We start from the raw sequence: 21445 nt of genomic DNA on the forward strand, positions 1-21445 counted from the left end.
CTCTATCTGCTGGTTCGCCAGCTGGCCAGGCTTCGGCGCTGCCGGTCGTCGTGGTCCACGTACTGGATCTTGAGGCGACGAGTGACCCATGGCAGGCTCATGCCGCATGATCGATGAATTCGCGAAGGACAACCTGCACGGGAGACTGCGGCGGGACCGCAAGGCGCTGCTCTGGAAGCTCGACGGCCTGTCCGAGTACGACGCACGCCGGCCTTTGACCGTGACCGGGACCAACCTCCTCGGCCTGGTCAAACACGTGGCCAGCGTCGAGGCCAGGTACTTCGGCGAGGTCTTCGAGCGCCCTTCTCCGGAACCGCTACCCCGGTGGCAGGACTCCGACGGCAGCGATCTGTGGGCGACCGAGGACGAGACCCGCGATCAGATCATCGGGTTCTACCGGCGCACGTGGGAACATTCGGACGCGACGATCAACGAGCTTGCCCTCGATGCCCCTGGCCACGTGCCGTGGTGGTCGGAGCCTTGTCCGAACACGAACCTGTTCGCCATCCTGGTCCATGTCCTGGGCGAGACCAATCGGCATGCCGGGCATGCCGACGTCCTGCGCGAAGGGGTGGACGGCCGGACCGGGATGCGCCCCGAACACGAGATGCAGATCGATGAGGACGCCCGCACCGCCTACTTCGCGAAGATCGAGCAGGCTGCACGATCGGCCGCACCAGCCACGGCTTGAGAAGGCTGTCCCGTGACGTGACGTGATGTTTGAGCGGCACGATTCCGGTCGTGAGTGCTGATCTGTCGAAGCGGCTGGGCGATGCTGGACGAACTCGGGGCTCGGACAGCGGCCTGCTCACGAGCCCCAGTCCGTAGCCGGCGCCGCGGCCGAAGTACGCGGCGGGGACGGTGGTGCGCATCTCGGCGAGCTGGGCCGCCGGGAGGAGGCGGCCCTTCAGGAGTTCGGAGAAGAAGCGGTTGAGGTCGGAGTTGGTGGAGATCAGCTGGCCCGCCGCCCAGCTCCAGGAGGGGTCCGTCTCCGTGATGTCGCGCAGCGGCTCCCCTGCCGCTTCCCGTTGGTAGCCGTGGGGGTGCGGCTCACGGATGGTCGCGTCGCCGGGGGCGGGGAAGTAGGTGTGGCGCAGCCCGAGGGGTCCGATGATGCGCCGGTCCATCTCCTCGGCGACGGCGTGGCCGGTGACCTTCTCGACGATCAGGCCGGCGAGCACGTAGTTCGTGTTGCTGTACTCCCATCTCGTCCCGGGGGCGAAGTCGGCCTCGTGCCGGAGAGCGATGTCGAGGAGGTCGCGGGGCCGGTACGGCCGGGGTTCGAGGGCGTACTTCGTGTAGTTGGGAAGTCCGCTGGTGTGTTGCAGCAGCTGACGGACTGTGATGTGCCGCCCATCGATGTCCTGTCCCCGGACGAGGCCGGGCAGATAGGTGTCCACGGGAGTTTCCAGGCCGACCTTTCCCTCACCGGCCAGCTGGAGCACGACCACCGCGGTGAAGGTCTTGGTGTTGCTGCCGATCCGTACCTGCCCGTCCCGGGGCACTTTCGATCCGGTGGCCAGGTCTCCCACTCCCGCGACGTAGGTACGGGTGCGGCCGTCGCGTCCCCTGACACTCGCCATCGCGGCGGGCAGGCTGGCCGTAGGAGCGCACCAGCGCGTTCACACCCTGCCGGACGGCGTCCGGACCGGCCGTCGCCGCTGAGTCCGGGACCGGGGCGCCCGTTCCCATGATGGTCATGGCGATGACACCGACGACTGCGGCGGCCGCGCCCGAACGCCACCCGTGGCGTACCCGCTGCTGTACGTGCTCCTGCGGGTGCTTTCGTGGCTGTTCCCGCATCAGTCGCCCCCGTGCGATCGTCGGCAGTTCGGCGACCGGTGAGTCCGCCGGGAGCAACCCTTCCGGGCACGGCCGCCCCGCACCATCCCGTCAGCGCCCGTCTCCGGGGTGGGGTTACCCCCCGAACAGCACCCGCTGGGCCGCTTCGCGGGCTGCCAGGCGGGCGCCCGCGAGGACCGCCGGGTCGCCCAGGGTCGTGGCGCGGATCTCCGTCGGGACCGGGGTCAGCTCCGCCAGGCGGTGGGAGACCCGGGCGGCCAGGGCGGGGCCGCCCGCGCGGCCGAGTTCTCCGGCGAGGACCACGCAGCCCGGGTCGAGGAGGGCCGCGGCGGCCGCCGCGCCCAGGGCGAGGCGTTCGGCGAGGGCTTCGAGGAAGGGTGCGCCGGCGGCCCCCGCGACGGCCTGCTCCGCGGGGCCTGCGAAGCCGTGCTCGCGGGCCAGTGCGGTCACCGCGTCCCGGCCGGCCAGGGCGTGGAAGCCACCCGCACAGTCGGCGGCCGAGGGCAGCCCGCCGGTGCCCGGTACGGGGAGGAAGCCGATCTCGCCCGCCCCGCCTGAGGCGCCCCGGCGTAGCCGGCCGTCCAGGACCACGGCCGCGCCGACCCCGGCGCCGAGCCACAGCAGGACGAAGGAGTCCAGGTCGCGGGCCACGCCCAGGCGCTGCTCGGCGAGGGCGGCGAGGTTGGTCTCGTTCTCGACGGCCACGTCGGCGGGCAGGGTCCGCTGCAGGGCGGTCACCAGGTCCCGGTGCCAGGCCGGGAGGCCGATGGTGTCGCGCAGTTCGCCGGTGGTGGGGGTGACCAGGCCCGGGGCGCCGACGACGACGGTGTGGAGCTGGTCGGCGCCGGCCTCGCGGGCGGTGCGCAGCAGGGCGGCGACCGCGTCCTCGGGTGCGCCGACGGGCAGGGCGGCCTCGGCGAGGGGGTGGCCGAGCAGGTCGGTGACGACGGCGGTGACCCGGTCGGTGCGGACGTCGAGGGCGGCCAGGTGGGCACGGCCGGCGACGATCCCGTAGAGCTTGGCGTTGGGGCCGCGGCGTTGTGCGCCGGATTCGCCGACGACCTCGATCAGGCCCGCGTCGGTGAGCCGGTCGACGAGGTCGGCGACGGACGGGCGGGAGAGGCCGGTCAGGGTCTTGAGCTGGGTCGCCGTCAGCGGCCCGGAGTCCTGGAGGAGTCGCAGGGCGAGGCGGTCGTTGATGGCCCGGGCCGTGCTGGGTGAGGCCGGGGACGGTACCGGGGCGTGGGCTGGAGTCACGGCGCCCATCCTAGGGAGTCGGGGCCATTATCTATCAGGCAGGTTCCCTGATAGTTTATGCCTCATGACCGGGGACACCGACCTCAGCCCGGCGCGCCTGCGCCATGCCCGTATCGCCATCGCCGCCGTCTTCTGCGCCCACGGCGCCGTCACCGGCTCCTTCGCCACCCGCATCCCGTGGATCCAGGACCATGCCCAGCTCGGCGCGGGCACCCTGGGGCTCGCGCTCGCCTTCCCCGCCCTGGGCGCGGCGCTCGCGATGCCGCTGGCCGGGCGGATCAACCACCGGTTCGGGGCGCGTACCGCGCTGCGCGGGCTGCTGGTGCTGTGGACCCTCTCGCTGATCCTGCCGAGCCTCGCCCCGAACCTGCCGGTGCTGTGCCTCGCCCTCTTCGTGTACGGGGCCACCGCGGGCATGTCGGACGTGGCGATGAACGCGCTGGGTGTGGAGACCGAGAACCGGCTGGGCCGCTCGATCATGTCCTCCCTGCACGGCATGTGGAGCGTGGGCGCGCTCCTGGGGTCGGCCGCCGGTACGGTCGCCGCGCACGCCGGGACCGACGCCCGGCTGCACCACCTGGTCGCCGCGCTCGTGCTGACCGCGGCCGGGCTGATCGCCGTACAGGGCGTACTGGACCTGCGGAGCGCGGAGGGCGCCGAGGCGCCGCCGCACTTCGCGCTGCCGCCGAAGTCCGCGCTGCTCATCGGCGCGATCGGCTTCTGCGCGGTGTTCGCCGAGGGCGCGAGCCTGGACTGGTCGGCGGTCTACCTGCGGGACGTCCTGCACACGGACGCGGGCCTCGCGGCCGCCTCCACCACCGCCTTCGCGCTGACGATGGCCGTGGCCCGGCTGGTCGGCGACCGGGTGGTGGACCGCTTCGGTGCGGTACGCACGGTCCGGGCGGGCGGTGCGCTGGCCACCCTCGGCGGGCTGCTCGTCGTCGGCGTCCGCACTCCGGCGGGCGCGCTGACCGGGTTCGCCCTGATCGGGCTCGGTATCGCGGTGGTGGTCCCGCTGGCCTTCGCCGCGGCGGGGCGCAGCGGGCCGGCACCGGCGCAGGCGATCGCCGGTGTCGCGACGATCACGTACACGTCGGGGCTCATCGCGCCGTCGGCGATCGGGGCGGTGGCCGACGCGACCTCGCTGGTGGTGTCGTTCGGGCTGGTGACGGTGCTGGCGTTCGCGCTGGTGGTGGGTGCCTCGGTGCTGCGCCCGAAGCCGTCGGCGGGGCGGTCCGGGGGCGGGTTCGCCGGGAAGGCCGGCCCGGCGGCCGATCTCGACGAACCTGCTGATATACGGCCGTAATATGTCGACTGGCCGCAGCGGCACGCACCCGTGCGCTGCGGCTTCGATGTGCGCGCGGCCGCTGCCGCGCTCGTCCGCATGACCGGGAAGACCCGGAAGACCGGGAAAGAGGAGTGGCACATGGGCCTCGGCGTGGGGTGGACCCTGCACGGAGACGGGCGGACCCCGGCCCCCGGCGCGGTGGTGCGGCCTGAGGAGCGGCTGTCGTGGCCGCGGACCGCCGGGCTGGGCGCCCAGCACGTCGTGGCGATGTTCGGCGCGAGTTTCGTCGCACCGGTCCTGATGGGCCTGGATCCGAACCTGGCCATCATGATGTCCGGCATCGCGACGGTGATCTTCCTGCTGGCGACGCGCGGCCGGGTGCCGTCGTACCTGGGCTGTTCGCTGTCCTTCGTCGGTGTCGCGGCGGCGATCCGGGCCGGGGGCGGGGACAGCGCGGTCGTCACGGGCGCCGTGTTCGTCGTCGGCGTGGCGCTGTTCCTGGCCGGTCTCGCGGTGCAGCGGTTCGGCGCGCGCGTCATCCACACGGCGATGCCGCCGATCGTCACGGGCGCGGTGGTGATGCTGATCGGCTTCAACCTGGCGCCGGTGACGGCGTCGACGTACTGGCCGCAGGACCAGTGGACGGCGCTGCTGACCATGCTGTTCACCGGATTCGCCGTGGTGTGCCTGCGCGGTTTCTGGTCGCGCATCGCGATCTTCCTGGGGCTGGTCTTCGGGTACGCGATCTCCTGGCTGTTCGACCTGCTCTTCGGCAAGATCCACTCGACGGTGGGCGGGGAGGCGGCCGTGGACCACTGGCGTCTGGACCTCTCCGCGGTGGCGAAGGCCGACTGGATCGGGCTGCCGTCCTTCCACGGGCCGTCCTTCGAGTGGTCGGCGATCCTGATCGCCCTGCCCGTGGTGATCGCGCTGATCGCTGAGAACGCGGGGCACATCAAGGCCGTGGGCGAGATGACCGGTGATCCCCTCGACGACAAGCTGGGCACGGCGATCGCGGCGGACGGCGCCGCGTCGATGCTGTCCACGGCGGTCGGCGGCCCGCCGAACACCACGTACTCCGAGAACATCGGCGTCATGGCGGCCACCCGGGTCTACTCCACGGCGGCCTACTGGGCTGCCGCGGGCTTCGCGCTGCTCTTCGGCCTGTGCCCCAAGTTCGGCGCGGTCGTCGCCGCGATCCCGGGCGGGGTGCTCGGCGGGATCACGGTCATCCTGTACGGGATGATCGGCCTGCTCGGCGCCCAGATCTGGGTCAACGGCCGGGTGGACCTGCGCAATCCGCTGAACCTGGTGCCGGCCGCGGCGGGCATCATCATCGGCGTCGGCGGTGTGAAGCTGCAGATCACCGACAGCTTCGAGCTGGGCGGCATCGCGCTGGGCACGATCGTGGTGATCGGCGGCTATCACGCGCTGCGGTATTTCGCCCCCGCGCACCTGAAGCCCCAGGAGCCGCTGCTCGACGCGGGCACGTCCGCATACGACGACGGCGGGGAGGCGGAGGACAAGCCCCGTTGACGGGGTTTCGCCCGAACCGGGGAAGCGTACGGCCAAGTTCCCCGGATCCGTGGCGGCGCCTGCGACCCTGCCCCCATGGAAGCGGTGCTGGCGCGGATGCGCGCCCTGGAGGAGCGGCTCCCGGCGCAGGACGGTGTCGCCGTCTTCAACCGGGTCTACCTGACGGTGACGGAGGCCCTGCACCGGCGGATCGAGCACGGGGGCTTCCCGGCGCCCCGGCGGGCGGCGACCCTCAGCGTGCGGTTCGCGGAGCGGTACCTGACGGCGGTGGAGGCGGACCGGGCCCCGGCCTGCTGGCGCCCGCTGCTGCAGTACCGCCGGCACCCCGGGATCCGGCCGCTGCAGCACGCGCTGGCCGGGATCAACGCGCACATCGGGCACGACCTGGCGCTCGCCGTGGTGTCCACGTGCGGGGAGCTGGACTGCGAACCGCGGGCTCTGGAGGCGGACTTCGACCGGGTCGGCGACACGCTGGTCTCGTTGGAGGAGCACATCCGGGAGGACCTGATGCCGGGTCCGGACCTGCTGGAGATCGCCGACCCGCTGACCCACCTGGTCGGTTCGTGGAGTCTGGAGCGGGCCCGCGCCGGGGCCTGGTCGGCGGCCCGGCTGCTGTGGACGCTGCGCCGGGCGCCGGACCTGGCCGAGGAGTTCACGGACTCCCTGGACGCGGGCGTCGGCCTGGTCGGCCGCTGCCTGCTGACCCCCCGGGGCTGAGGGCCGGGTATGAGAACGGGCCGCCTCCCCGCGTGCTGACGGCGCGGGGCGGCGGCCCGTGATCACGGGGCCCCTGTCGGAGGGCCGGGAGGGTCAGTCCTCCGGGAGTTCGACCGGGGCGATCTCGTCGTAGACGTCGCCCGGGCCCGGGTTGGTGGAGTCCGTGGACCCGCCGAGGTGGTGCATGACGCCCCAGACGGCGTTGAGGGCGGTCTGGACCGCGCCCTCGGCCCAGCCGGCCGTCCAGGAGATGTCGTCGCCGGCGAGGAAGATGCCGCGCTTGTCCTCGGGGAGGCGGTCCTGCATGAAGTGGGTGTACAGGCGGCGCTGGTAGCGGTAGTGGCCGGGGAGGTTGGCCTTGAACGCGCCCATGAAGTAGGGCTCGTCCTCCCAGGAGACGGTGACCGGGTTGCCAATGATGTGACGGCGGATGTCGACCTTGGGGTAGATCTCGCCGAGGGACTTCAGCATGACCTCCATCCGCTCGTTCGCGGACAGCGGCAGCCACTTCAGGCTGTCGTCGCACCAGGTGTACGAGAGGCAGATGACGGCGGGCTTGTCCGGGCCGTTGTCCAGCAGGTAGGTACCGCGGGTCATCCGGTCGGTCAGCGTCATCGACATGACGTCGCGGCCGGTCTCCTCGTCCTTGTCCAGCCAGAACGGCCGGTCCACGGGGACGAACAGCTTCGACGACTCCATGTAGTGGGTGCGCTCGATCGCCGTCCAGTGGTCGATCGGGAACAGCGTGTCGTCGCACTCGATCTTCGACAGCAGCATCCAGGACTGGGCCGTGAAGATCGCGGCGCGGTACGTGCGGATGTCGCCGGAGGAGTCGGTGACGGTGATGCGGTTGCCGGCGGTGCGGTGCAGGCGGGTCACGGCGGGGCGCGGGGTGCCGCCGTGCAGGGTGGCCAGGGAGGTGCCCTGGGCCCAGTGGACGATCTTCTCGGGCTCGCGCTCCCACAGGCGCAGCGGCAGCTGCTGCGAGCCGCCGACGATGCCGCGGTGGTGGTCGTCGGCCTCGGTGTAAACGACGCGCAGGATCTCGAGGATCGAGTTCGGGAAGTCGGTGTCCCAGCCGCCGGTGCCGAAGCCGACCTGGCCGAAGATCTCGCGCTTGCGGAAGGACTTGAAGGCCTCCGACTTGCACAGGAAGCCGTAGAAGGTCTCGTCGTCGAGCTTCTCGACGAGCTTGGCCCAGATCTCGCGGATGCGCGGGACGTCCCGCTCGCGCATGGCGGTGTTCATGTCGGAGAAGTCGGCGCCCTCGTCGAGGCAGGCGTTCCAGGCCTCGGCGACGTCGCGGTAGATCTGCGGGAGGTCCGCGATGGTCTCCGCGTAGTGGGACTCGCCCTTGAGGTCGACGACCGTGGAGGGGGTGGCCTCGGCGAGCGGGTTCGGGAACGGCTCGGTGACCAGGCCGACGAGGTCGATGTAGTGCTGCAGGGCCGTGGAGGAGGGCGGGAAGCGCATGGCGCCCATCTCCGCGGTGAGGCCCTCGGTCTCGGCGCCCTCGAAGCCGACGGTGCGCAGGCGGCCGCCGATCTGGTCGGCCTCGTAGACGACGGGCCGCAGGCCCATCTTCATGAGCTCGTAGGCCGAGATGATGCCGGAGAGTCCGCCGCCGATGACGGCGACCTCGGTGCCGAACTCGGTCGCGGGTATCTGGCCGAGGCCCGCCGGGTGGGCGAGGAAGTCGTCGTAGGCGTACGGGAAGTCCGGACCGAACATGGTGATCGGCGGCTGTCCGTCGCTGTGCGGGACGGCGGTGGTGGGCACCGTGGACGTCATGGGGTACGACTCCTTGCGGGCGGGGCTCGGGGGGTGGAGCGGCGGGGGCGGGGTGGGACGGGGAGTGCTGGTGCGGGTCAGACGAGCGAGGCGTAGAGCCCGGGCCGGCGGTCGCGCAGGTAGGGGTTGTTCTCGCGCGAGGCGCCGAGCAGCTCGGGGTCGACCTCGCCGAACACCATTTCCTCGCCGCGGCCGGCGCGGGTACGGGTGGTGCCGTCGGGGCTCGCCAGGCAGCTGAGGCCGACGAACTCGAACTCGCCCTCGGGGCCGGTGCGGTTGACGTACGCGACGTACATCTGGTTCTCGAAGGCCCGGACGGGGACGAGGTGCTCGGCGACGAACTGGAAGGGGTGCATCTGGGCGGTCGGCACCAGGAGGAGGTCGGTGCCGGCGAGCGCGTGCGCGCGGACGTTCTCGGGGAACTCCACGTCGTAGCAGATCATGATGCCGATGCGGATGCCGCCGAGGTCGGCCTGGACGACGGGGGTGTCGCCGGGGGTGAAGGCGTCCTGCTCGAAGCAGCCGAAGAGGTGGGTCTTGCGGTAGTTCGCGAGGGTGGCGCCGTCGGGGCCGATGAGCTGGGCGGAGTTGTAGACCGTGTCGCCGTCGCGCTCGGGGTAGCCGTAGAGGACCGCGAGACCGTGGCGGCGGGCGATCTCGCCGATGGTGCGGGCGGAATCGCCGTCGCTCGCCTCGGCGAGGCCGGGGACGGCCTCCAGGTCCAGCGCGTAGCCGGTCAGGAACATCTCGGAGGTGACCAGCAGCCCGGCCCCCGCCTGTGCGGCGCGCTCGGCGGCCTCGTCGAGAGCCTTGAGGTTCTCGGCGACGTCGCCGAGGACTCCGGAGCTCTGGAGGAGGGCGGTGCGCAGCGGGGGCATGGGCGTACCTCTGTGGCAGGAGGGGTGGGTGCGGTCCTATGAACGGTACGTTTCGCCCTCCCGGCGCAACAAGGCGCCGATGTTGCGCGCTGGTGTGCGATTCGTTGCGCGTTGAGGGCCACTGGCGGCGATTCGTTGCGCGACGCGCCCGGCCAGGCCGGTCAGTCGGCGGTCCGGCGCAGCAGGAGGGTGACGAAACCCCAGGTGGCGCGGTATCCGCGGAGCCATCCGCTGCGGTGGTGGTTCGCTGCGCCGAGGGCTTCGGCGCTGCCGGGGTGGTCGGGGTGGTCAAGGGCCCAGGCGGCCAGGGAGCCGGTCCAGGACCACTCGTAGTCGTCGAGTTCCTCGCGGGTGCTGAGGTGACCGTACACCGGGGTCCAGCCGGCCGCTGTGACCTGGTCGACGAGGGTGGGCAGGTCGGCGAGGGGGCCGAAGTCCTCCAGGTCCGCGGGGGTGGGCGGGTGCTCCCAGTAACCGTCTCCCACGAGGACGTGGCCGCCGGGGGCGAGGTGGGTGCGGGCCGCGTCGAGGGTGGGCAGGAGCCCGCCGAAGGCGTGGGCGGAGCCGATGCTGAGGACGAGGTCGTAGGGGTGCGGGTCGGTGTGGTCCGCGGCGGGCCGCAGGTGCAGGGACAGCCGGTCGGCGACGCCGAGGGCCTGTGCGGCGGCCGCGGCCCGGTCGAGGGCGGTCCGGGAGACGTCGATACCGACGCCGTGCACGCCGGGGCGGTCGCGCAGGGACCGCAGCAGCCATTCGCCGGGGCCGCAGCCGAGGTCGAGGACGCGTTCGGTGCCGCGGGGCAGGGCGCGGTCCAGGAGCCGGGCCACGGCGGTGTCGCCCAGCGGGGCGGCGACGGGGTGGTGGGCGTGGGCCAGGTGGGAGATCGTTTCTCGGTTCACCGGGCCACTCTCCCGTTCGGCGGGTGCTCCGGGCATCCGGTTTTCCGGTCGCGCCCCGGGGCCGGCACGGGCACCCGCCCGGGTTTCGCCGCGCCCCTGCGAGGAGGATCGTGGGAGGTGCACCGTCCGGCGTCGGCGCCGGCGGACACCCGTCCCGGGAGGCTCGTCATGCGCAAGGTCATGGACTGCAGGGACTACCCCAGCGAGATGAACTGCACCCTCGCGATCTCGGGCGAGGAGGAAGAGGTCATTGCGGCGGCGGCCCAGCACGCCGCGACCGTGCACGGCCACGAGGACACTCCGGAGTTCCGGGCCTCGCTGCGCGGGATGATGAAGGACGAGGCGCCGCAGCACGCCTGAGGCCGCGCGGCACCGGTGCGCGCCCGGGCCCGCGCGGGCGGGTCTACGCGGGGGCGCCCGAGGTGAAGCGGCGCAGGAGCGGGGACAGGACGAGGACGGACTTGGTGCGTTCGACGAAGGGCTCGCCCGCGATGCGTTCCAGGACCCGCTCGAAGTGCCGCATGTCCGAGGCGAAGATCTGGACGAGGGCGTCCGCGTCGCCGGTGACGGTCGACGCGGACACCACCTCGGGGTATCTCTCCAGTCCTCGCCGGATGTCGTCCGGCGAGGTGTTGTGGCGACAGTAGATCTCGATGAAGCCCTCGGTCTCCCAGCCCATGGCCGCCGGGTCGACGCGGACGGTGAATCCGGTGATGGCGCCTTCGGCGCGCAGCCGGTCCACGCGCCGCTTGACGGCGGGGGCGGAGAGCCCGACCTCGGAGCCGATGTCCGCATAGGAGCGGCGGGCGTCCTCGGCGAGGGCGTGCACGATGCGTTCGTCGAGATCGTTCAGTCGCACGGGGGGTGAATCACTTCTGTTCAGCGACCTCCGCGGCCGAGGCGGCCACGGCGGCCACGGTGGCCAGGCTGGAGCGGCGCATGCCGTAGAAGAAGTAGATCACGAGCCCGGCCGCCATCCAGCCACCGAAGCACAGCCACGTGGCCATCGGCAGCTCGATCATGAGGTACGCGCAGAAGAGGAAGCCCAGGATCGGGGTGACCGGGAAGAGGGCGACCTTGAAGGTGCGGGGCATGTCGGGACGGGTGTAGCGCAGGATGACGACGGCCACGTTGACCAGGCCGAAGGCGAAGAGCGTGCCGATGCTGGTGGCGTTGGCCAGCTCACCCAGCGGGATGAACGCGGCGAGCAGTCCGCAGAAGAGGCAGACGATGATCGTGTTGACCTTCGGGGTGCCGGTCTTCTCGTCGACCTTGGCGAACGCCTTCGGCATCAGGCCGTCGCGGGACATGGCGAAGAGGATGCGGGTCTGGCCGTAGAGGACGGCGAAGACGACGCTGGCGATGGCGACGACCGCACCGGCGGCCAGGATGACGCTCCAGAAGGAGTGGCCGGTGACGTTCTCCATGATCTGGGCCAGGGCGGCCTCGCTGCCCTCGAACTCCTGCCACGGCATGGCGCCGACGGCGACCAGGGCGACGAGGCAGTAGATCGCGGTGACGATCAGCAGCGAGAGCATGATCGCGCGGGGCAGGTCCTTCTTCGGGTTCTTGGCTTCCTCACCGGCGGTGGAGGCCGCGTCGAAGCCGATGTAGGAGAAGAAGAGCATGGAGGCTGCGGTGCTGATGGCGGTGATGCCGAGCGGGGCCAGCGGGGTGTAGTTGCCGGCCTTGATGCCCATGAAACCGATGACGATGAACAGCGCCAGCGTCACGATCTTGACGACGACCATGATCGTGTTGATCCGGGCGCTCTCCTTGGCCCCGCGGAGCAGGAAGACCATGCACAGGAGCACCACGACGAGGGCGGGGAGGTTGATGTAGCCGCCCTCACCCAGCGGTGCGGAGAAGCCCTCGGGGATGGTGAAGCCGAGCGTGCCGTCGAGCAGCTCGTTGAGGTACTGGCCCCAGCCGACGGCGACGGCCGCGACGGAGACGCCGTACTCCAGGATCAGGCACCAGCCGCAGACCCAGGCTATGAGCTCGCCCATGGTGGCGTAGGCGTAGGAGTACGAGGAGCCCGAGACCGGGATGGAGCCGGCGAGCTCGGCGTAGGAGAGCGCCGAGAACAGCGCGGTCAGGCCCGCGACGATGAAGGCGATGAAGACGGCCGGGCCGGCGACCGGGGTGGCCTCGCCGAGGACGACGAAGATGCCGGTGCCCAGGGTCGCGCCGATGCTGATCATGGTCAGCTGCCACATGGTGAGCGAACGCTTGAGCGCGCCGCCCTCACCCTGGCCGCCTTCGGCGACCAGCAGCTCGACCGGCTTGCGGCGGAGCAGCGGGTTGGCGGGCCTGCGGGGCTCGGAAGCGAGCGGTGGCGCCTGGCCGTGGTCGAGCACGAGGGGACTCCTTGTCACTGCGGATCGGGGAGGTCGGGGATGAGGCGTCGACCGCGACGGTCCGGAGCAGGACAGGGCCCGACGAGGGGAAGGGCCTGGCATGGGGGACCGCCGAGCAGGCGATCCGCGCCACTCCACGTACAGCGAGTGAGCCTACGAGCTGAGTGATACCGCCCGTAATGGACCATCCTTGCACATTGGCGCACGATCATTGCGCGGATCGGTCACTGACAGTCGTTTGTTGCGTAGGGATGATCGATCGCTGCGCAGACCGCCGGAGACCCCCTTTCTTGACACCTCGTCAGATCTGCCGCAGCGTGCCGCCATGGATCCGGACGTCGGCGGTGGAACCGGGCCCGTGCGGGGTACGGGCGGACGCCGCGGGGTACGGGTGAACGCGGTGGCCCCGGGGCCACCCGGGCCGGCATGGAGTTCCCGTATCCGACGATCGGAGGCGAAGGGTGAGCGCACCGGTGCACGACGAGGGCCGGCCCGGACCGTGGCAGGAGGGGACCGGCCGGTGGGGACAGGGCGCCTGGCCGGGACAGGGCGCCTGGCCGGGACAGCGGCAGGGCGGCGGGGAACGGGACGAGGTCCCCGGCGGGTGGCAGGACCCGCAGCCCTTCCTGCGCGGGGTCGCCTGGCTGGACAAGGGCCGTCCGGTGCGCGCCGACCCGGCGGACACGATGCGGCTGCCCTGGGACACCGGTGAGCGGGCCACCCTGCCCATCGGGGTCCGCCTGGAGTTCACCACCGAGACCGCGCGGGCCGTCGAGATCCGCTACCGGGCCACCGTGCCCGGCCCCACGGACTCCCTGCGCGACCTCGCACACGGCTTCGCGCTGTGGGACCGCCACGGAGTGGTCACCGAGGTGTTCACCGAACCGGCCGCGGAGGCCGTCGTACGCATCGGGCTCGGGGCCGGCGACGGCCCCTTCCGCGGCACGTTCACCATCCACCCGCCCGAGAACCAGTCGCCCCTCGTCCTCGGCCTGCGCGGGATCGGCGGCGCCCTGACCCCCGCGCCGCCGGCGCCGCGCTGGGTGGTCCACGGCGACTCGATCACCGAGGGCTGGTGGTCCACCCGCCCCGCCCACGGCTGGCCCGCCGTCGCCGGCCGGGCCCTCGGCTGGGACACCGTCAACCTCGGCTACGCGGGCGCCGCGCGCGGCGAACTGGCCACCGCCGAACAGCTGGCGGGCCTGCCGGCGGACGCCCTCACCCTCGCCTTCGGCACCAACTGCTGGTCCCGGGTGCCCTTCTCGGCGCCCCTGCTCTACGAGACCACGCGGGCCTTCCTCGAACTGGTCCGCCAGGGGCACCCGCGGACCCCCCTGCTGCTGGTCTCCCCCGTGCTGCGGCCCGACGCCGAACGCACCCCGAACAAGCTCGGCGCCACCCTGGGCGCCCTGCGCGACGCGATGGAGCGCGCCGCCCGGGACCGGATCGCCGCCGGCGACGACCGGCTCGCCGTCCTCCCGGGCCGTGACCTGCTCGGACCCGAGCACCTCGCGGACGGGCTGCACCCCAACGACTGCGGACACCAGGTGCTCGGCCTCGCTGTGGCCACGGCCCTGCGACGCACCGGGTTCGGCGCGGGGTGAGTGAAACAGCCCACACCGGACGCGGTGAACAGATCCCGCCCACCGGGGCGTGTCCTGTGCACAGTTGCCGCCGCTGGGGGCGACGGCACGACAGACACGATGTGGGAGAGATCAACATGGGCATGAAGCGCGCAACCACCTTCGCCGCGGCCGCAGTAGCCGTCGTCCTGGCGGCCAGCGCCTGCGGCCCGTCGGATTACAAGGCCTCGGACGCAGCCCAGCCGGCCGGCGCCGCAGCTCCGGCGGCGGCCTCAGGCCCGGGCAACCAGCCCGGCGGACAACTGGCCGTCTCCAACACCGAGAAGGCCGGCCCCGTCCTCACCGACAGCGCGGGCCTGACGCTCTACCGGTTCGACAAGGACACGGCCGAGCCGCCGAAGTCGAACTGCGAGGGCGACTGCGCGAAGACCTGGCCGGTGGTCGCGGCCGGTGACGTCACCGCCGCCGCGGGCATGGACCCGTCGCTGCTCGGCGAGGTGGTGCGCGCCGACGGCACGAAGCAGCTGACGGTGGCGGGCTGGCCCGCCTACCGCTTCAACAAGGACGCCAAGCCGGGTGACGTCAACGGGCAGGGCGTCGGCGGGGTGTGGTTCGCGTTCGGCCCGGACGGCAAGAAGGCGGCGAAGGGCGCCCCGGCCGAGGCCGCGCCCTCCCAGGCTCCCGCCGCGTCGCCCGCACCGGGCGGGGCGGCCCCCGCGGAGGCGGCGCCCGGCCTGTCCGTGGCGAAGGACCCGAAGCTCGGCGAATACATCGTCGACGGCAAGGGCATGACCGTCTACCGCTTCAAGAAGGACACCGCCTGGCCGATGGTCTCCAACTGCGTCGGCGACTGCCTGACCAAGTGGCCGGTCGTGCCCCCGGTGGACAAGGCGAACGCCAAGGGCATCACCGAGAAGAACTACCGGGTCATGGACCGCCCGGACGGCAAGCAGCAGCAGACCGTCGACTGCTGGCCGATCTACACCTTCTCGGGCGACAAGAAGCCCGGTGACACCAACGGGCAGGGCGTCGGCGGCACCTGGTACGCCGTCTCCCCCGACGGCAAGCTGATCACCGTCCAGTAGCCGCTCCGGTCCCCGACCCCCCACCACGGTCCGCGCGGCCTCTGCCCCCCTCCCCCCGGGCAGGGGCCGCGCCCTGTTCCCGCCCCCCGGGAGTACGCCGGACACGCCATACACTCGGGCGCATGCTGCGTGTGCTCGCTGTCGACGACGAGAAGCCGCTCCTGGAGGAACTCCTCTACCTGCTGCGCTCGGACCCCCGGGTGCACAGCGCCGAGGGTGCCTCGGACGCCACCGAGGCCCTGCGCCGGGTCACCCGGGCGCTGGAGTCCGGTCCGGACGGGCCCGACGGCATCGACGTGGTCTTCCTCGACATCCACATGGCCGGTCTGACCGGGCTGGACATCGCCCGGCTGCTGGCCGGGTTCGCGCGGCCGCCGCTGATCGTCTTCGTCACCGCCCACGAGGGTTTCGCCGTGCAGGCCTTCGACCTGAAGGCCGTGGACTACGTACTCAAGCCGGTGCGCCCGGAGCGGCTGGCCGAGGCCGTACGGCGGGCCTGCGCGCAGCTGGGCCGGGCCGAGGAGGTACTGGTGGCCGCCGCGCCGCCGGCGGGCCCGCCGGCCGTGGTGGCGGCGCCCCGGCCGGCCCCGGAGGCGGCCGTACCCGACCGGGGCCCGGAGCAGATCGCGGTCGAACTGGGCGGCGTCACCCGCTTCGTGGCGATCGCCGACATCGCCTACGTCGAGGCGCAGGGCGACTACGCCCGCCTGCACACCGACGAGGGCAGCCATCTGGTGCGGATCCCGCTGTCCACGCTGGAGGAGCGGTGGGCGGCGCGCGGGTTCGTACGGATCCACCGCCGCCATCTGGTGGCGCTGGCCCGGATCGACGAGCTCCGGCTGGACTCGGGCACCACCACGGTCCGGGTCGGGCCGGCCGAGCTCCAGGTGAGCCGCAGGCACGCGCGGGAGCTGCGGGACCTCCTGATGCGGCACGCGACCGGCTGAAACCGGCCGCCGACGGCCGCCGACGGACTCGGCCGGGCGACCGCCGGGCGCGCGCGGATGCCGTTCACCGCACCGGGAGGGGCGTACGGCGATCCGCGGGAGCCGCCTGCCGCACCGGTGGCGTGAACGACCGGCCGAGGCCGTCGCCGCTGCGTATCGTGGATCTTCCCGGCGCGGGAGGAGCGAGATGTCCGAGGTCCAGGCGCTGGTCGACGCCCTGAGCGGACTGCCGCGGAGGCGGCCGGCGGGGCCCGCCGAGGCCGAGGCGCTGCTCGCCCTGCTGCGCAGTGCGGCCGCCCGCTGGGCGGACATCCTCTACGAGTCCTGCGAGGGCGCCCGCGACCAGGTCCCGCCGCGCGCGGAGGCGGCGCTGACGCTGGCCTTCCGGCGGGCCGAGGAGTCGTACGTGGAGCTGGAGATCGCCCTGCGGGACTGCGCCGAGCACCGCGACCCGGCCGTCTGAGCGGGCTGACCGGCAGGGTCCGAATCGTGCCTGTCGCCCGGTCGGGGGGCGTGCGTAGACTCCGGTCACCCCTCCCCGTCCTAAGGACCGCCCCGGTGAACCAGACGTACGCGCTGACCGCGGTCGCCGTCGTCGTCCTGGTCACGCTGCTGCTCGGCGCACTGGGCCTGCGGATATCGCGGACCACCTCGGACTTCTACGTGGCCTCGCGGACGGTGGGGCCGCGGCTGAACGCGGCGGCGATCAGCGGGGAGTACCTCTCCGCGGCGTCGTTCCTGGGCGTGGCGGGTCTGGTGCTGCTCCAGGGGCCCGGGATGCTCTGGTACCCGGTGGGCTACACCGCCGGGTACGTGGTGCTGCTGGCCCTGGTCGCGGCCCCGCTGCGCCGCTCCGGCGCGTACACGCTGCCCGACTTCGCGGAGGCGCGGCTGGAGTCCCGCACGGTGCGCCGGATCGCGGTGCTGTTCGTGGTCGGGGTGGGCTGGCTGTACCTGCTGCCGCAGTTGCAGGGGGCGGGACTGACCCTGGAGGTCCTCACCGGGGCCCCGCACTGGGCCGGCGGGCTGGTCGTGGCCGGTGTGGTCAGCCTCGCGGTGGCCGCCGGGGGGATGCGCAGCATCACCTTCGTGCAGGCCTTCCAGTACTGGCTCAAGCTCACCGCTCTGCTGGTCCCGGCGTTCTTCCTGATCGCCGCGTGGGCCGGGGACGGCGCGCCGCGGGCCACCTTCGACGCCCCGGCGGTCTTCCGCGAGGCCACGTCGGTGACGCTCGCGCAGGACGTGCGGCTGTCGGTGAAGGAGCCGCTCGCGGTGACGGTGACCGGGCAGGTGGACGGGCGCTCCCATGTGGCGGAGCCGCTGGTGCTGGCCGCCGGCGAGCATGCCGTACGGGCCCACGCGCGGCTGGAGTTCGCCCCGGACACGCCGGTGCCGGACGCCCGGGAGGAACCGGGTGCGGGGGCGGGCACCTGGTCGGAGCCGCCGTCCGGGGAGCTGCGGGAGTACCGGCTGTACGCCACGTACGGGCTGATCCTGGCCACGTTCCTGGGGACGATGGGGCTGCCGCACGTGGCGGTGCGGTTCTACACCAGCCCCAACGGGCGGGCGGCACGGCGCACGACGCTGGCGGTGCTGGGGCTGGTCGGCGCCTTCTACCTGCTGCCGCCGGTGTACGGGGCGCTGGGCCGGATCTACGCCCCGGAGCTGGCGCTGACGGGTGACGCGGACGCGGCGGTGCTGGTGCTGCCCGAACGGATGCTGGGCGGCGTGCTGGGGGAACTGCTGGGGGCGTTGCTGGCCGGGGGCGCGTTCGCGGCGTTCCTGTCGACGGCGTCGGGGCTGACGATGGCGGTGGCCGGGGTACTGCACCAGGACGTGCTGCCGACGCGCGGGGTGCGCAGTTTCCGCTCGGCGGCGCTGCTGGCGATCCTGGTGCCGCTGGGGGTGAGCGTGGCGGTCACGGCGGTGCCGGTGGCGGATGCGGTGGGGCTGGCGTTCGCCGTGTCGGCCTCGTCGTTCTGCCCGCTGCTGGTGCTGGGCATCTGGTGGCGGGGGCTGACGCCGCCGGGTGCGGTGGCGGGGCTGGTCACGGGTGGCGGGGCGGCGCTGAGCGCGGTCCTGGCGACGCGGGCCGGGCTGGCTCCGACGGGCTGGACGCACACGATGCTGGCCTGGCCGGCGGCGTGGTCGGTGCCGCTCGGGTTCCTGACGATGGTGGTGGTGTCGCTGGCCACCCGGTCGCGGATCCCGGCCGGTACGGCGGCCACCCTGGCCCGGCTGCACCTGCCGGAGGTCGTGGCCGGGGACCGGGCGGGGGGACGGCGGTGACCGGGGCGGGACAGGCGCTGCTCGCCGTGCTGGCGGTGGCGGGCGCGGCCCTGATGCTGGGCGCCGGCTGGGCGGCGGGACGCTGGCACGCGCGCCGCGGGGAGCGGCTGGCGGGCCTGGACCTGGGGACGCCGGTGGAGCGGGCCACCTTCCACACGTTGCACACGGCCTCGCTGGCCGCTCCCCCGCTGCGGGCGGGGCTGACCGAGGACGCGGCCCGCAAGGCGGCCCGGCGGCTGCGGTCGCTGCTGGGTACGGAGGCGCTGTGCCTGACGGACCGGGAGGCGGTGCTGGCGTGGGACGGCCCGGGGGCCGACCACCACCAGCGGCGGGCGATGGCCCGGGTGGCGGTGATGCTGGAGTCGGGGCGCAGTCAGAGCGTGCGGACCGAGTGCCAGCGGCCCGACTGTCCGTTGAAGTGGGCCGTGTTCGCCCCGCTGACCGGCGAGGACGGGATGCTGGGGGCGCTGGTGGCGTACGGCTCGCGGGAGTCGGCGGTGCTGGTGCGGGCCGCGACGGAGCTGGCTCGGTGGGTGTCGGTGCAGTTGGAGCTGTCGGAGCTGGACCGCTCGCGCACCCGGCTGATGGAGGCGGAGATCAAGGCGCTGCGGGCGCAGATCTCCCCGCATTTCATCTTCAACTCGCTGGCGGCGATCGCCTCGTTCGTGCGGACCGATCCGGAGCGGGCGCGGGAACTTCTGCTGGAGTTCGCGGACTTCACGCGGTACTCCTTCCGGCGGCACGGGGATTTCACCACGCTGGCCGAGGAGTTGCGTTCCATCCAGCAGTATCTGGCGCTGGCGGGGGCCCGGTTCGGTGACCGGCTGAAGGTGACGTTGCAGGTGGCGCCGGAGGTGCTGCCGGTGGCGCTGCCGTTCTTGTGTCTGCAGCCGCTGGTGGAGAACGCCGTCAAGCACGGGCTGGAGGACTCCACCGAGGAGTGCCGGATCACGATCACGGCGCAGGACGCGGGACCCGACGCGGTGATCACCGTCGAGGACAACGGAGTGGGGATGGATCCGGAGCTGCTGCGCCGGATCCTGGCCGGGGAGCGGGCGGGTTCCTCGTCGGGGGTGGGGCTGCCCAACGTCGACGAGCGGATCCGGCAGGTGTACGGGGACGCGTACGGTCCGGTGATGGAGACGGGGGTGGGCGCCGGCATGAAGGTGACGGTGCGCATCCCCAAGTACCGGGCGGGCGTGCACAGTTCCGCGTCGGTTCAGGCCCTGCCACCCCAGGCCTGAACCACCCCGGACCCGCCCCGGGCCTGAACACCCGTGGCCCCCGGGCCCGTCCGCGGCGGACGGGCCCGGGGGCCACGGCGAGGTACGGAAACTAGCTCCAGCTGGCGTGCAGCGGCTTGCCCTCGGCGTAGCCGGCGGCGGACTGGATGCCGACCACGGCCTTCTCCTCGAACTCCGCGAGGGAGCCGGCACCGGCGTAGGTGCAGGAGGAGCGGACGCCCGCGATGATCGAGTCGATCAGGTCCTCGACGCCCGGGCGGGCCGGGTCGAGGAACATGCGCGAGGTGGAGATGCCCTCCTCGAACAGGCCCTTGCGGGCGCGGTCGTAGGCCGACTCCTCGCTCGTACGGTTCTGCACCGCGCGGGCGGAGGCCATGCCGAAGGACTCCTTGTACAGGCGGCCCTCGGCGGACTGCTGGAGGTCGCCCGGGGACTCGTAGGTACCGGCGAACCAGGAGCCGATCATGACGTTGGAGGCGCCGGCGGCCAGCGCCATCGCCACGTCGCGCGGGTGGCGGACGCCGCCGTCGGCCCAGACGTGCTTGCCGTACTTCTTGGCCTCGGCCGCGCACTCCAGCACCGCGGAGAACTGCGGGCGGCCCACGCCGGTCATCATGCGGGTGGTGCACATGGCGCCGGGGCCCACACCGACCTTGATGATGTCCGCGCCGGCGTCGATGAGGTCCTTGACGCCCTCGGCGGCGACGATGTTGCCGGCCACGATCGGGACCTGCGGGTCCAGGGCGCGGACGGCCTTGATCGCGTTGATCATCGACTCCTGGTGGCCGTGCGCCGTGTCGATGACGAGCGTGTCCACGCCCGCGTCGAGCAGCTGCTTGGCCTTGGCCACGAAGTCGCCGTTGATGCCGATGGCGGCCGCGATGCGCAGCTTGCCGTTCGCGTCGGTGGCCGGGGTGTAGAGGGTCGCGCGCAGGGCGCCCTTGCGGGTGAGGATGCCGACGAGCCTGCCGTCCTTGTCGACGGCCGGGGCCAGCTTGCGGTGGCCGGCGTCGAGCTGGTTGAAGGCCTCGCGCGGGTCGATGTCGGCGTCGATGAGCAGCAGCTCCTTCGACATGACCTCGGAGAGCTGGGTGAAGCGGTCGACGCCGCTCAGGTCGTGCTCGGTGACGACGCCGACCGGGCGGCCCTCGCCGTCGACGACGACACCGGCGCCGTGGGCGCGCTTGGGCAGCAGGGACAGCGCGTCCGCGACGGTCTGGGTGGGCGCCAGCGTGATCGGGGTGTCGAGCACGAGGTGGCGGGTCTTCACCCAGGAGATGACGTCGGTGACGACCTCGATCGGGATGTCCTGCGGGATGACGACGATGCCGCCGCGGCGGGCGACGGTCTCGGCCATCCGGCGGCCGGCGATCGCGGTCATGTTCGCCACGACCAGGGGAATGGTGGTGCCGGTCCCGTCGGGCGAGGAGAGGTCGACGGCCTGGCGGGAACCGACCGCGGAGCGGCTCGGCACCATGAACACATCGTCGTACGTGAGGTCGTACGGCGGCTTCAGGTCATTGAGGAAACGCACGTGCTGAACATCCCAGTCAATCGGAGGTACCTCGACAGGGTGCAGCCGAGGAAACGCACGTACTTCATTCTCCCACGACCTGGCGTTCACACCGCCCGGGCCGATCGTCCAAGGCAGTGCGGGCCCGGGTTGTTGGTTCCTACGGGACCTTGGTCCCGCGGGGGTGCGGCCGCACGTTCCCTGAGGGGCAGGATGCACCCGTCCGGGCCACAGTGGAAGGGTCGGGACAGTTCC

The 21445-nt window shown here is 72.6% G+C and carries 18 protein-coding genes and 1 pseudogene; 11 read left to right on the forward strand and 8 right to left on the reverse strand.

Features of this window, described 5'->3' with window-relative positions:
- The first annotated feature begins 106 nt into the window (after nt 1-106).
- Nucleotides 107-691: a DinB family protein gene (locus AAT21_RS30930; protein WP_046780309.1), complete on the forward strand. Its 585-nt coding sequence runs from the start codon at nt 107-109 to the stop codon at nt 689-691.
- Between the two features lie 163 nt (nt 692-854).
- Here the strand turns inward: AAT21_RS30930 and AAT21_RS36275 are convergent.
- A pseudogene (locus tag AAT21_RS36275) lies at nt 855-1583 on the reverse strand (serine hydrolase domain-containing protein); the annotation flags it as partial.
- A 334-nt stretch (nt 1584-1917) separates the two neighbouring features.
- Nucleotides 1918-3069 (reverse strand): ROK family transcriptional regulator, encoded by a 1152-nt coding sequence (locus AAT21_RS30935; RefSeq protein WP_046780310.1) that lies wholly within the window; start codon nt 3067-3069, stop codon nt 1918-1920.
- Nucleotides 3070-3124: 55 nt separating this feature from the next.
- Here AAT21_RS30935 and AAT21_RS30940 point away from each other — a divergent pair, with 55 nt between their 5' ends.
- From AAT21_RS30940 to AAT21_RS30950, 3 genes are all read left to right on the forward strand, one after another.
- Nucleotides 3125-4366, forward strand: coding sequence for an MFS transporter (locus AAT21_RS30940; RefSeq protein ID WP_046780311.1), 1242 nt, complete (start codon nt 3125-3127; stop codon nt 4364-4366).
- A 120-nt stretch (nt 4367-4486) separates the two neighbouring features.
- On the forward strand, nt 4487-5884 hold the full coding sequence (locus AAT21_RS30945) for a uracil-xanthine permease family protein (RefSeq protein WP_046780464.1): 1398 nt from the start codon (nt 4487-4489) through the stop codon (nt 5882-5884).
- A gap of 75 nt (nt 5885-5959) precedes the next feature.
- Complete coding sequence (locus AAT21_RS30950; protein WP_046780312.1) at nt 5960-6601, forward strand: DUF5995 family protein; 642 nt, start codon at nt 5960-5962, stop codon at nt 6599-6601.
- Nucleotides 6602-6694: 93 nt separating this feature from the next.
- Here AAT21_RS30950 and AAT21_RS30955 read toward each other — a convergent pair whose 3' ends face one another.
- The 3 genes from AAT21_RS30955 to AAT21_RS30965 all read right to left on the reverse strand — a co-directional run bounded on the left by AAT21_RS30955 (nt 6695) and on the right by AAT21_RS30965 (nt 10169).
- Entirely contained in the window at nt 6695-8392 is a 1698-nt protein-coding gene (locus AAT21_RS30955) for a flavin monoamine oxidase family protein (RefSeq protein WP_046780313.1), read from the reverse strand.
- Nucleotides 8393-8469: 77 nt separating this feature from the next.
- Entirely contained in the window at nt 8470-9270 is an 801-nt protein-coding gene (locus AAT21_RS30960) for a carbon-nitrogen hydrolase family protein (protein WP_046780314.1), read from the reverse strand.
- A gap of 161 nt (nt 9271-9431) precedes the next feature.
- On the reverse strand, nt 9432-10169 hold the full coding sequence (locus tag AAT21_RS30965) for an SAM-dependent methyltransferase (RefSeq protein WP_046780465.1): 738 nt from the start codon (nt 10167-10169) through the stop codon (nt 9432-9434).
- Between the two features lie 168 nt (nt 10170-10337).
- Between AAT21_RS30965 and AAT21_RS30970 the strand changes: the two genes are divergently transcribed.
- The gene (locus AAT21_RS30970; RefSeq protein ID WP_030027015.1) at nt 10338-10529 is read left to right on the forward strand and encodes a DUF1059 domain-containing protein; all 192 of its coding nucleotides are present in this window, start codon (nt 10338-10340) and stop codon (nt 10527-10529) included.
- A gap of 43 nt (nt 10530-10572) precedes the next feature.
- Here the strand turns inward: AAT21_RS30970 and AAT21_RS30975 are convergent, their stop codons facing one another.
- Together AAT21_RS30975 and AAT21_RS30980 are read right to left on the reverse strand one after the other, a co-directional pair.
- Nucleotides 10573-11028 (reverse strand): Lrp/AsnC family transcriptional regulator, encoded by a 456-nt coding sequence (locus AAT21_RS30975; RefSeq protein WP_030027017.1) that lies wholly within the window; start codon nt 11026-11028, stop codon nt 10573-10575.
- 10 nt (nt 11029-11038) lie between these two features.
- Complete coding sequence (locus tag AAT21_RS30980; RefSeq protein ID WP_046780315.1) at nt 11039-12529, reverse strand: amino acid permease; 1491 nt, start codon at nt 12527-12529, stop codon at nt 11039-11041.
- A gap of 626 nt (nt 12530-13155) precedes the next feature.
- Here AAT21_RS30980 and AAT21_RS30985 point away from each other — a divergent pair.
- The 6 genes from AAT21_RS30985 to AAT21_RS31010 all read left to right on the forward strand — a co-directional run bounded on the left by AAT21_RS30985 (nt 13156) and on the right by AAT21_RS31010 (nt 19677).
- Nucleotides 13156-14133 carry a GDSL-type esterase/lipase family protein gene (locus AAT21_RS30985; RefSeq protein ID WP_046780466.1) on the forward strand — a complete coding sequence of 326 codons (978 nt, stop codon included), beginning with the start codon at nt 13156-13158 and terminating at the stop codon, nt 14131-14133.
- Between the two features lie 116 nt (nt 14134-14249).
- Entirely contained in the window at nt 14250-15197 is a 948-nt protein-coding gene (locus AAT21_RS30990; protein ID WP_046780467.1) for an SCO0930 family lipoprotein, read from the forward strand.
- 122 nt (nt 15198-15319) lie between these two features.
- Complete coding sequence (locus tag AAT21_RS30995) at nt 15320-16144, forward strand: LytR/AlgR family response regulator transcription factor (RefSeq protein ID WP_046780316.1); 825 nt, start codon at nt 15320-15322, stop codon at nt 16142-16144.
- A 187-nt stretch (nt 16145-16331) separates the two neighbouring features.
- Nucleotides 16332-16607 (forward strand): hypothetical protein, encoded by a 276-nt coding sequence (locus AAT21_RS31000; protein WP_046780317.1) that lies wholly within the window; start codon nt 16332-16334, stop codon nt 16605-16607.
- Nucleotides 16608-16702: 95 nt separating this feature from the next.
- Nucleotides 16703-18433, forward strand: a complete 1731-nt coding sequence (locus tag AAT21_RS31005; protein WP_046780318.1) for a sodium/solute symporter — start codon at nt 16703-16705, stop codon at nt 18431-18433.
- Nucleotides 18430-19677 (forward strand): sensor histidine kinase, encoded by a 1248-nt coding sequence (locus tag AAT21_RS31010; RefSeq protein ID WP_046780319.1) that lies wholly within the window; start codon nt 18430-18432, stop codon nt 19675-19677. The genes AAT21_RS31005 and AAT21_RS31010 overlap by 4 nt, the downstream gene beginning before the upstream one ends.
- A 91-nt stretch (nt 19678-19768) precedes the next feature.
- Here the strand turns inward: AAT21_RS31010 and AAT21_RS31015 are convergent, their stop codons facing one another.
- On the reverse strand, nt 19769-21232 hold the full coding sequence (locus AAT21_RS31015; protein WP_046780468.1) for a GuaB1 family IMP dehydrogenase-related protein: 1464 nt from the start codon (nt 21230-21232) through the stop codon (nt 19769-19771).
- Nucleotides 21233-21445: the final 213 nt, after the last annotated feature.

This window comes from Streptomyces yangpuensis (assembly GCF_001005295.1).
Classification (GTDB): domain Bacteria; phylum Actinomycetota; class Actinomycetes; order Streptomycetales; family Streptomycetaceae; genus Streptomyces; species Streptomyces yangpuensis.

Excerpts from the sequence above, each read along its gene's own strand:
- AAT21_RS30930 (WP_046780309.1), top strand. The coding sequence starts at position 107 with ATGATCGATGAATTCGCGAAGGACAACCTGCACGGGAGACTGCGGCGG.
- AAT21_RS30935 (WP_046780310.1), bottom strand. The coding sequence starts at position 3,069 with ATGGGCGCCGTGACTCCAGCCCACGCCCCGGTACCGTCCCCGGCCTCA.
- AAT21_RS30940 (WP_046780311.1), top strand. The coding sequence starts at position 3,125 with ATGACCGGGGACACCGACCTCAGCCCGGCGCGCCTGCGCCATGCCCGT.
- AAT21_RS30945 (WP_046780464.1), top strand. The coding sequence starts at position 4,487 with ATGGGCCTCGGCGTGGGGTGGACCCTGCACGGAGACGGGCGGACCCCG.
- AAT21_RS30950 (WP_046780312.1), top strand. The coding sequence starts at position 5,960 with ATGGAAGCGGTGCTGGCGCGGATGCGCGCCCTGGAGGAGCGGCTCCCG.
- AAT21_RS30955 (WP_046780313.1), bottom strand. The coding sequence starts at position 8,392 with ATGACGTCCACGGTGCCCACCACCGCCGTCCCGCACAGCGACGGACAG.
- AAT21_RS30960 (WP_046780314.1), bottom strand. The coding sequence starts at position 9,270 with ATGCCCCCGCTGCGCACCGCCCTCCTCCAGAGCTCCGGAGTCCTCGGC.
- AAT21_RS30970 (WP_030027015.1), top strand. The coding sequence starts at position 10,338 with ATGCGCAAGGTCATGGACTGCAGGGACTACCCCAGCGAGATGAACTGC.
- AAT21_RS30990 (WP_046780467.1), top strand. The coding sequence starts at position 14,250 with ATGGGCATGAAGCGCGCAACCACCTTCGCCGCGGCCGCAGTAGCCGTC.
- AAT21_RS30995 (WP_046780316.1), top strand. The coding sequence starts at position 15,320 with ATGCTGCGTGTGCTCGCTGTCGACGACGAGAAGCCGCTCCTGGAGGAA.
- AAT21_RS31000 (WP_046780317.1), top strand. The coding sequence starts at position 16,332 with ATGTCCGAGGTCCAGGCGCTGGTCGACGCCCTGAGCGGACTGCCGCGG.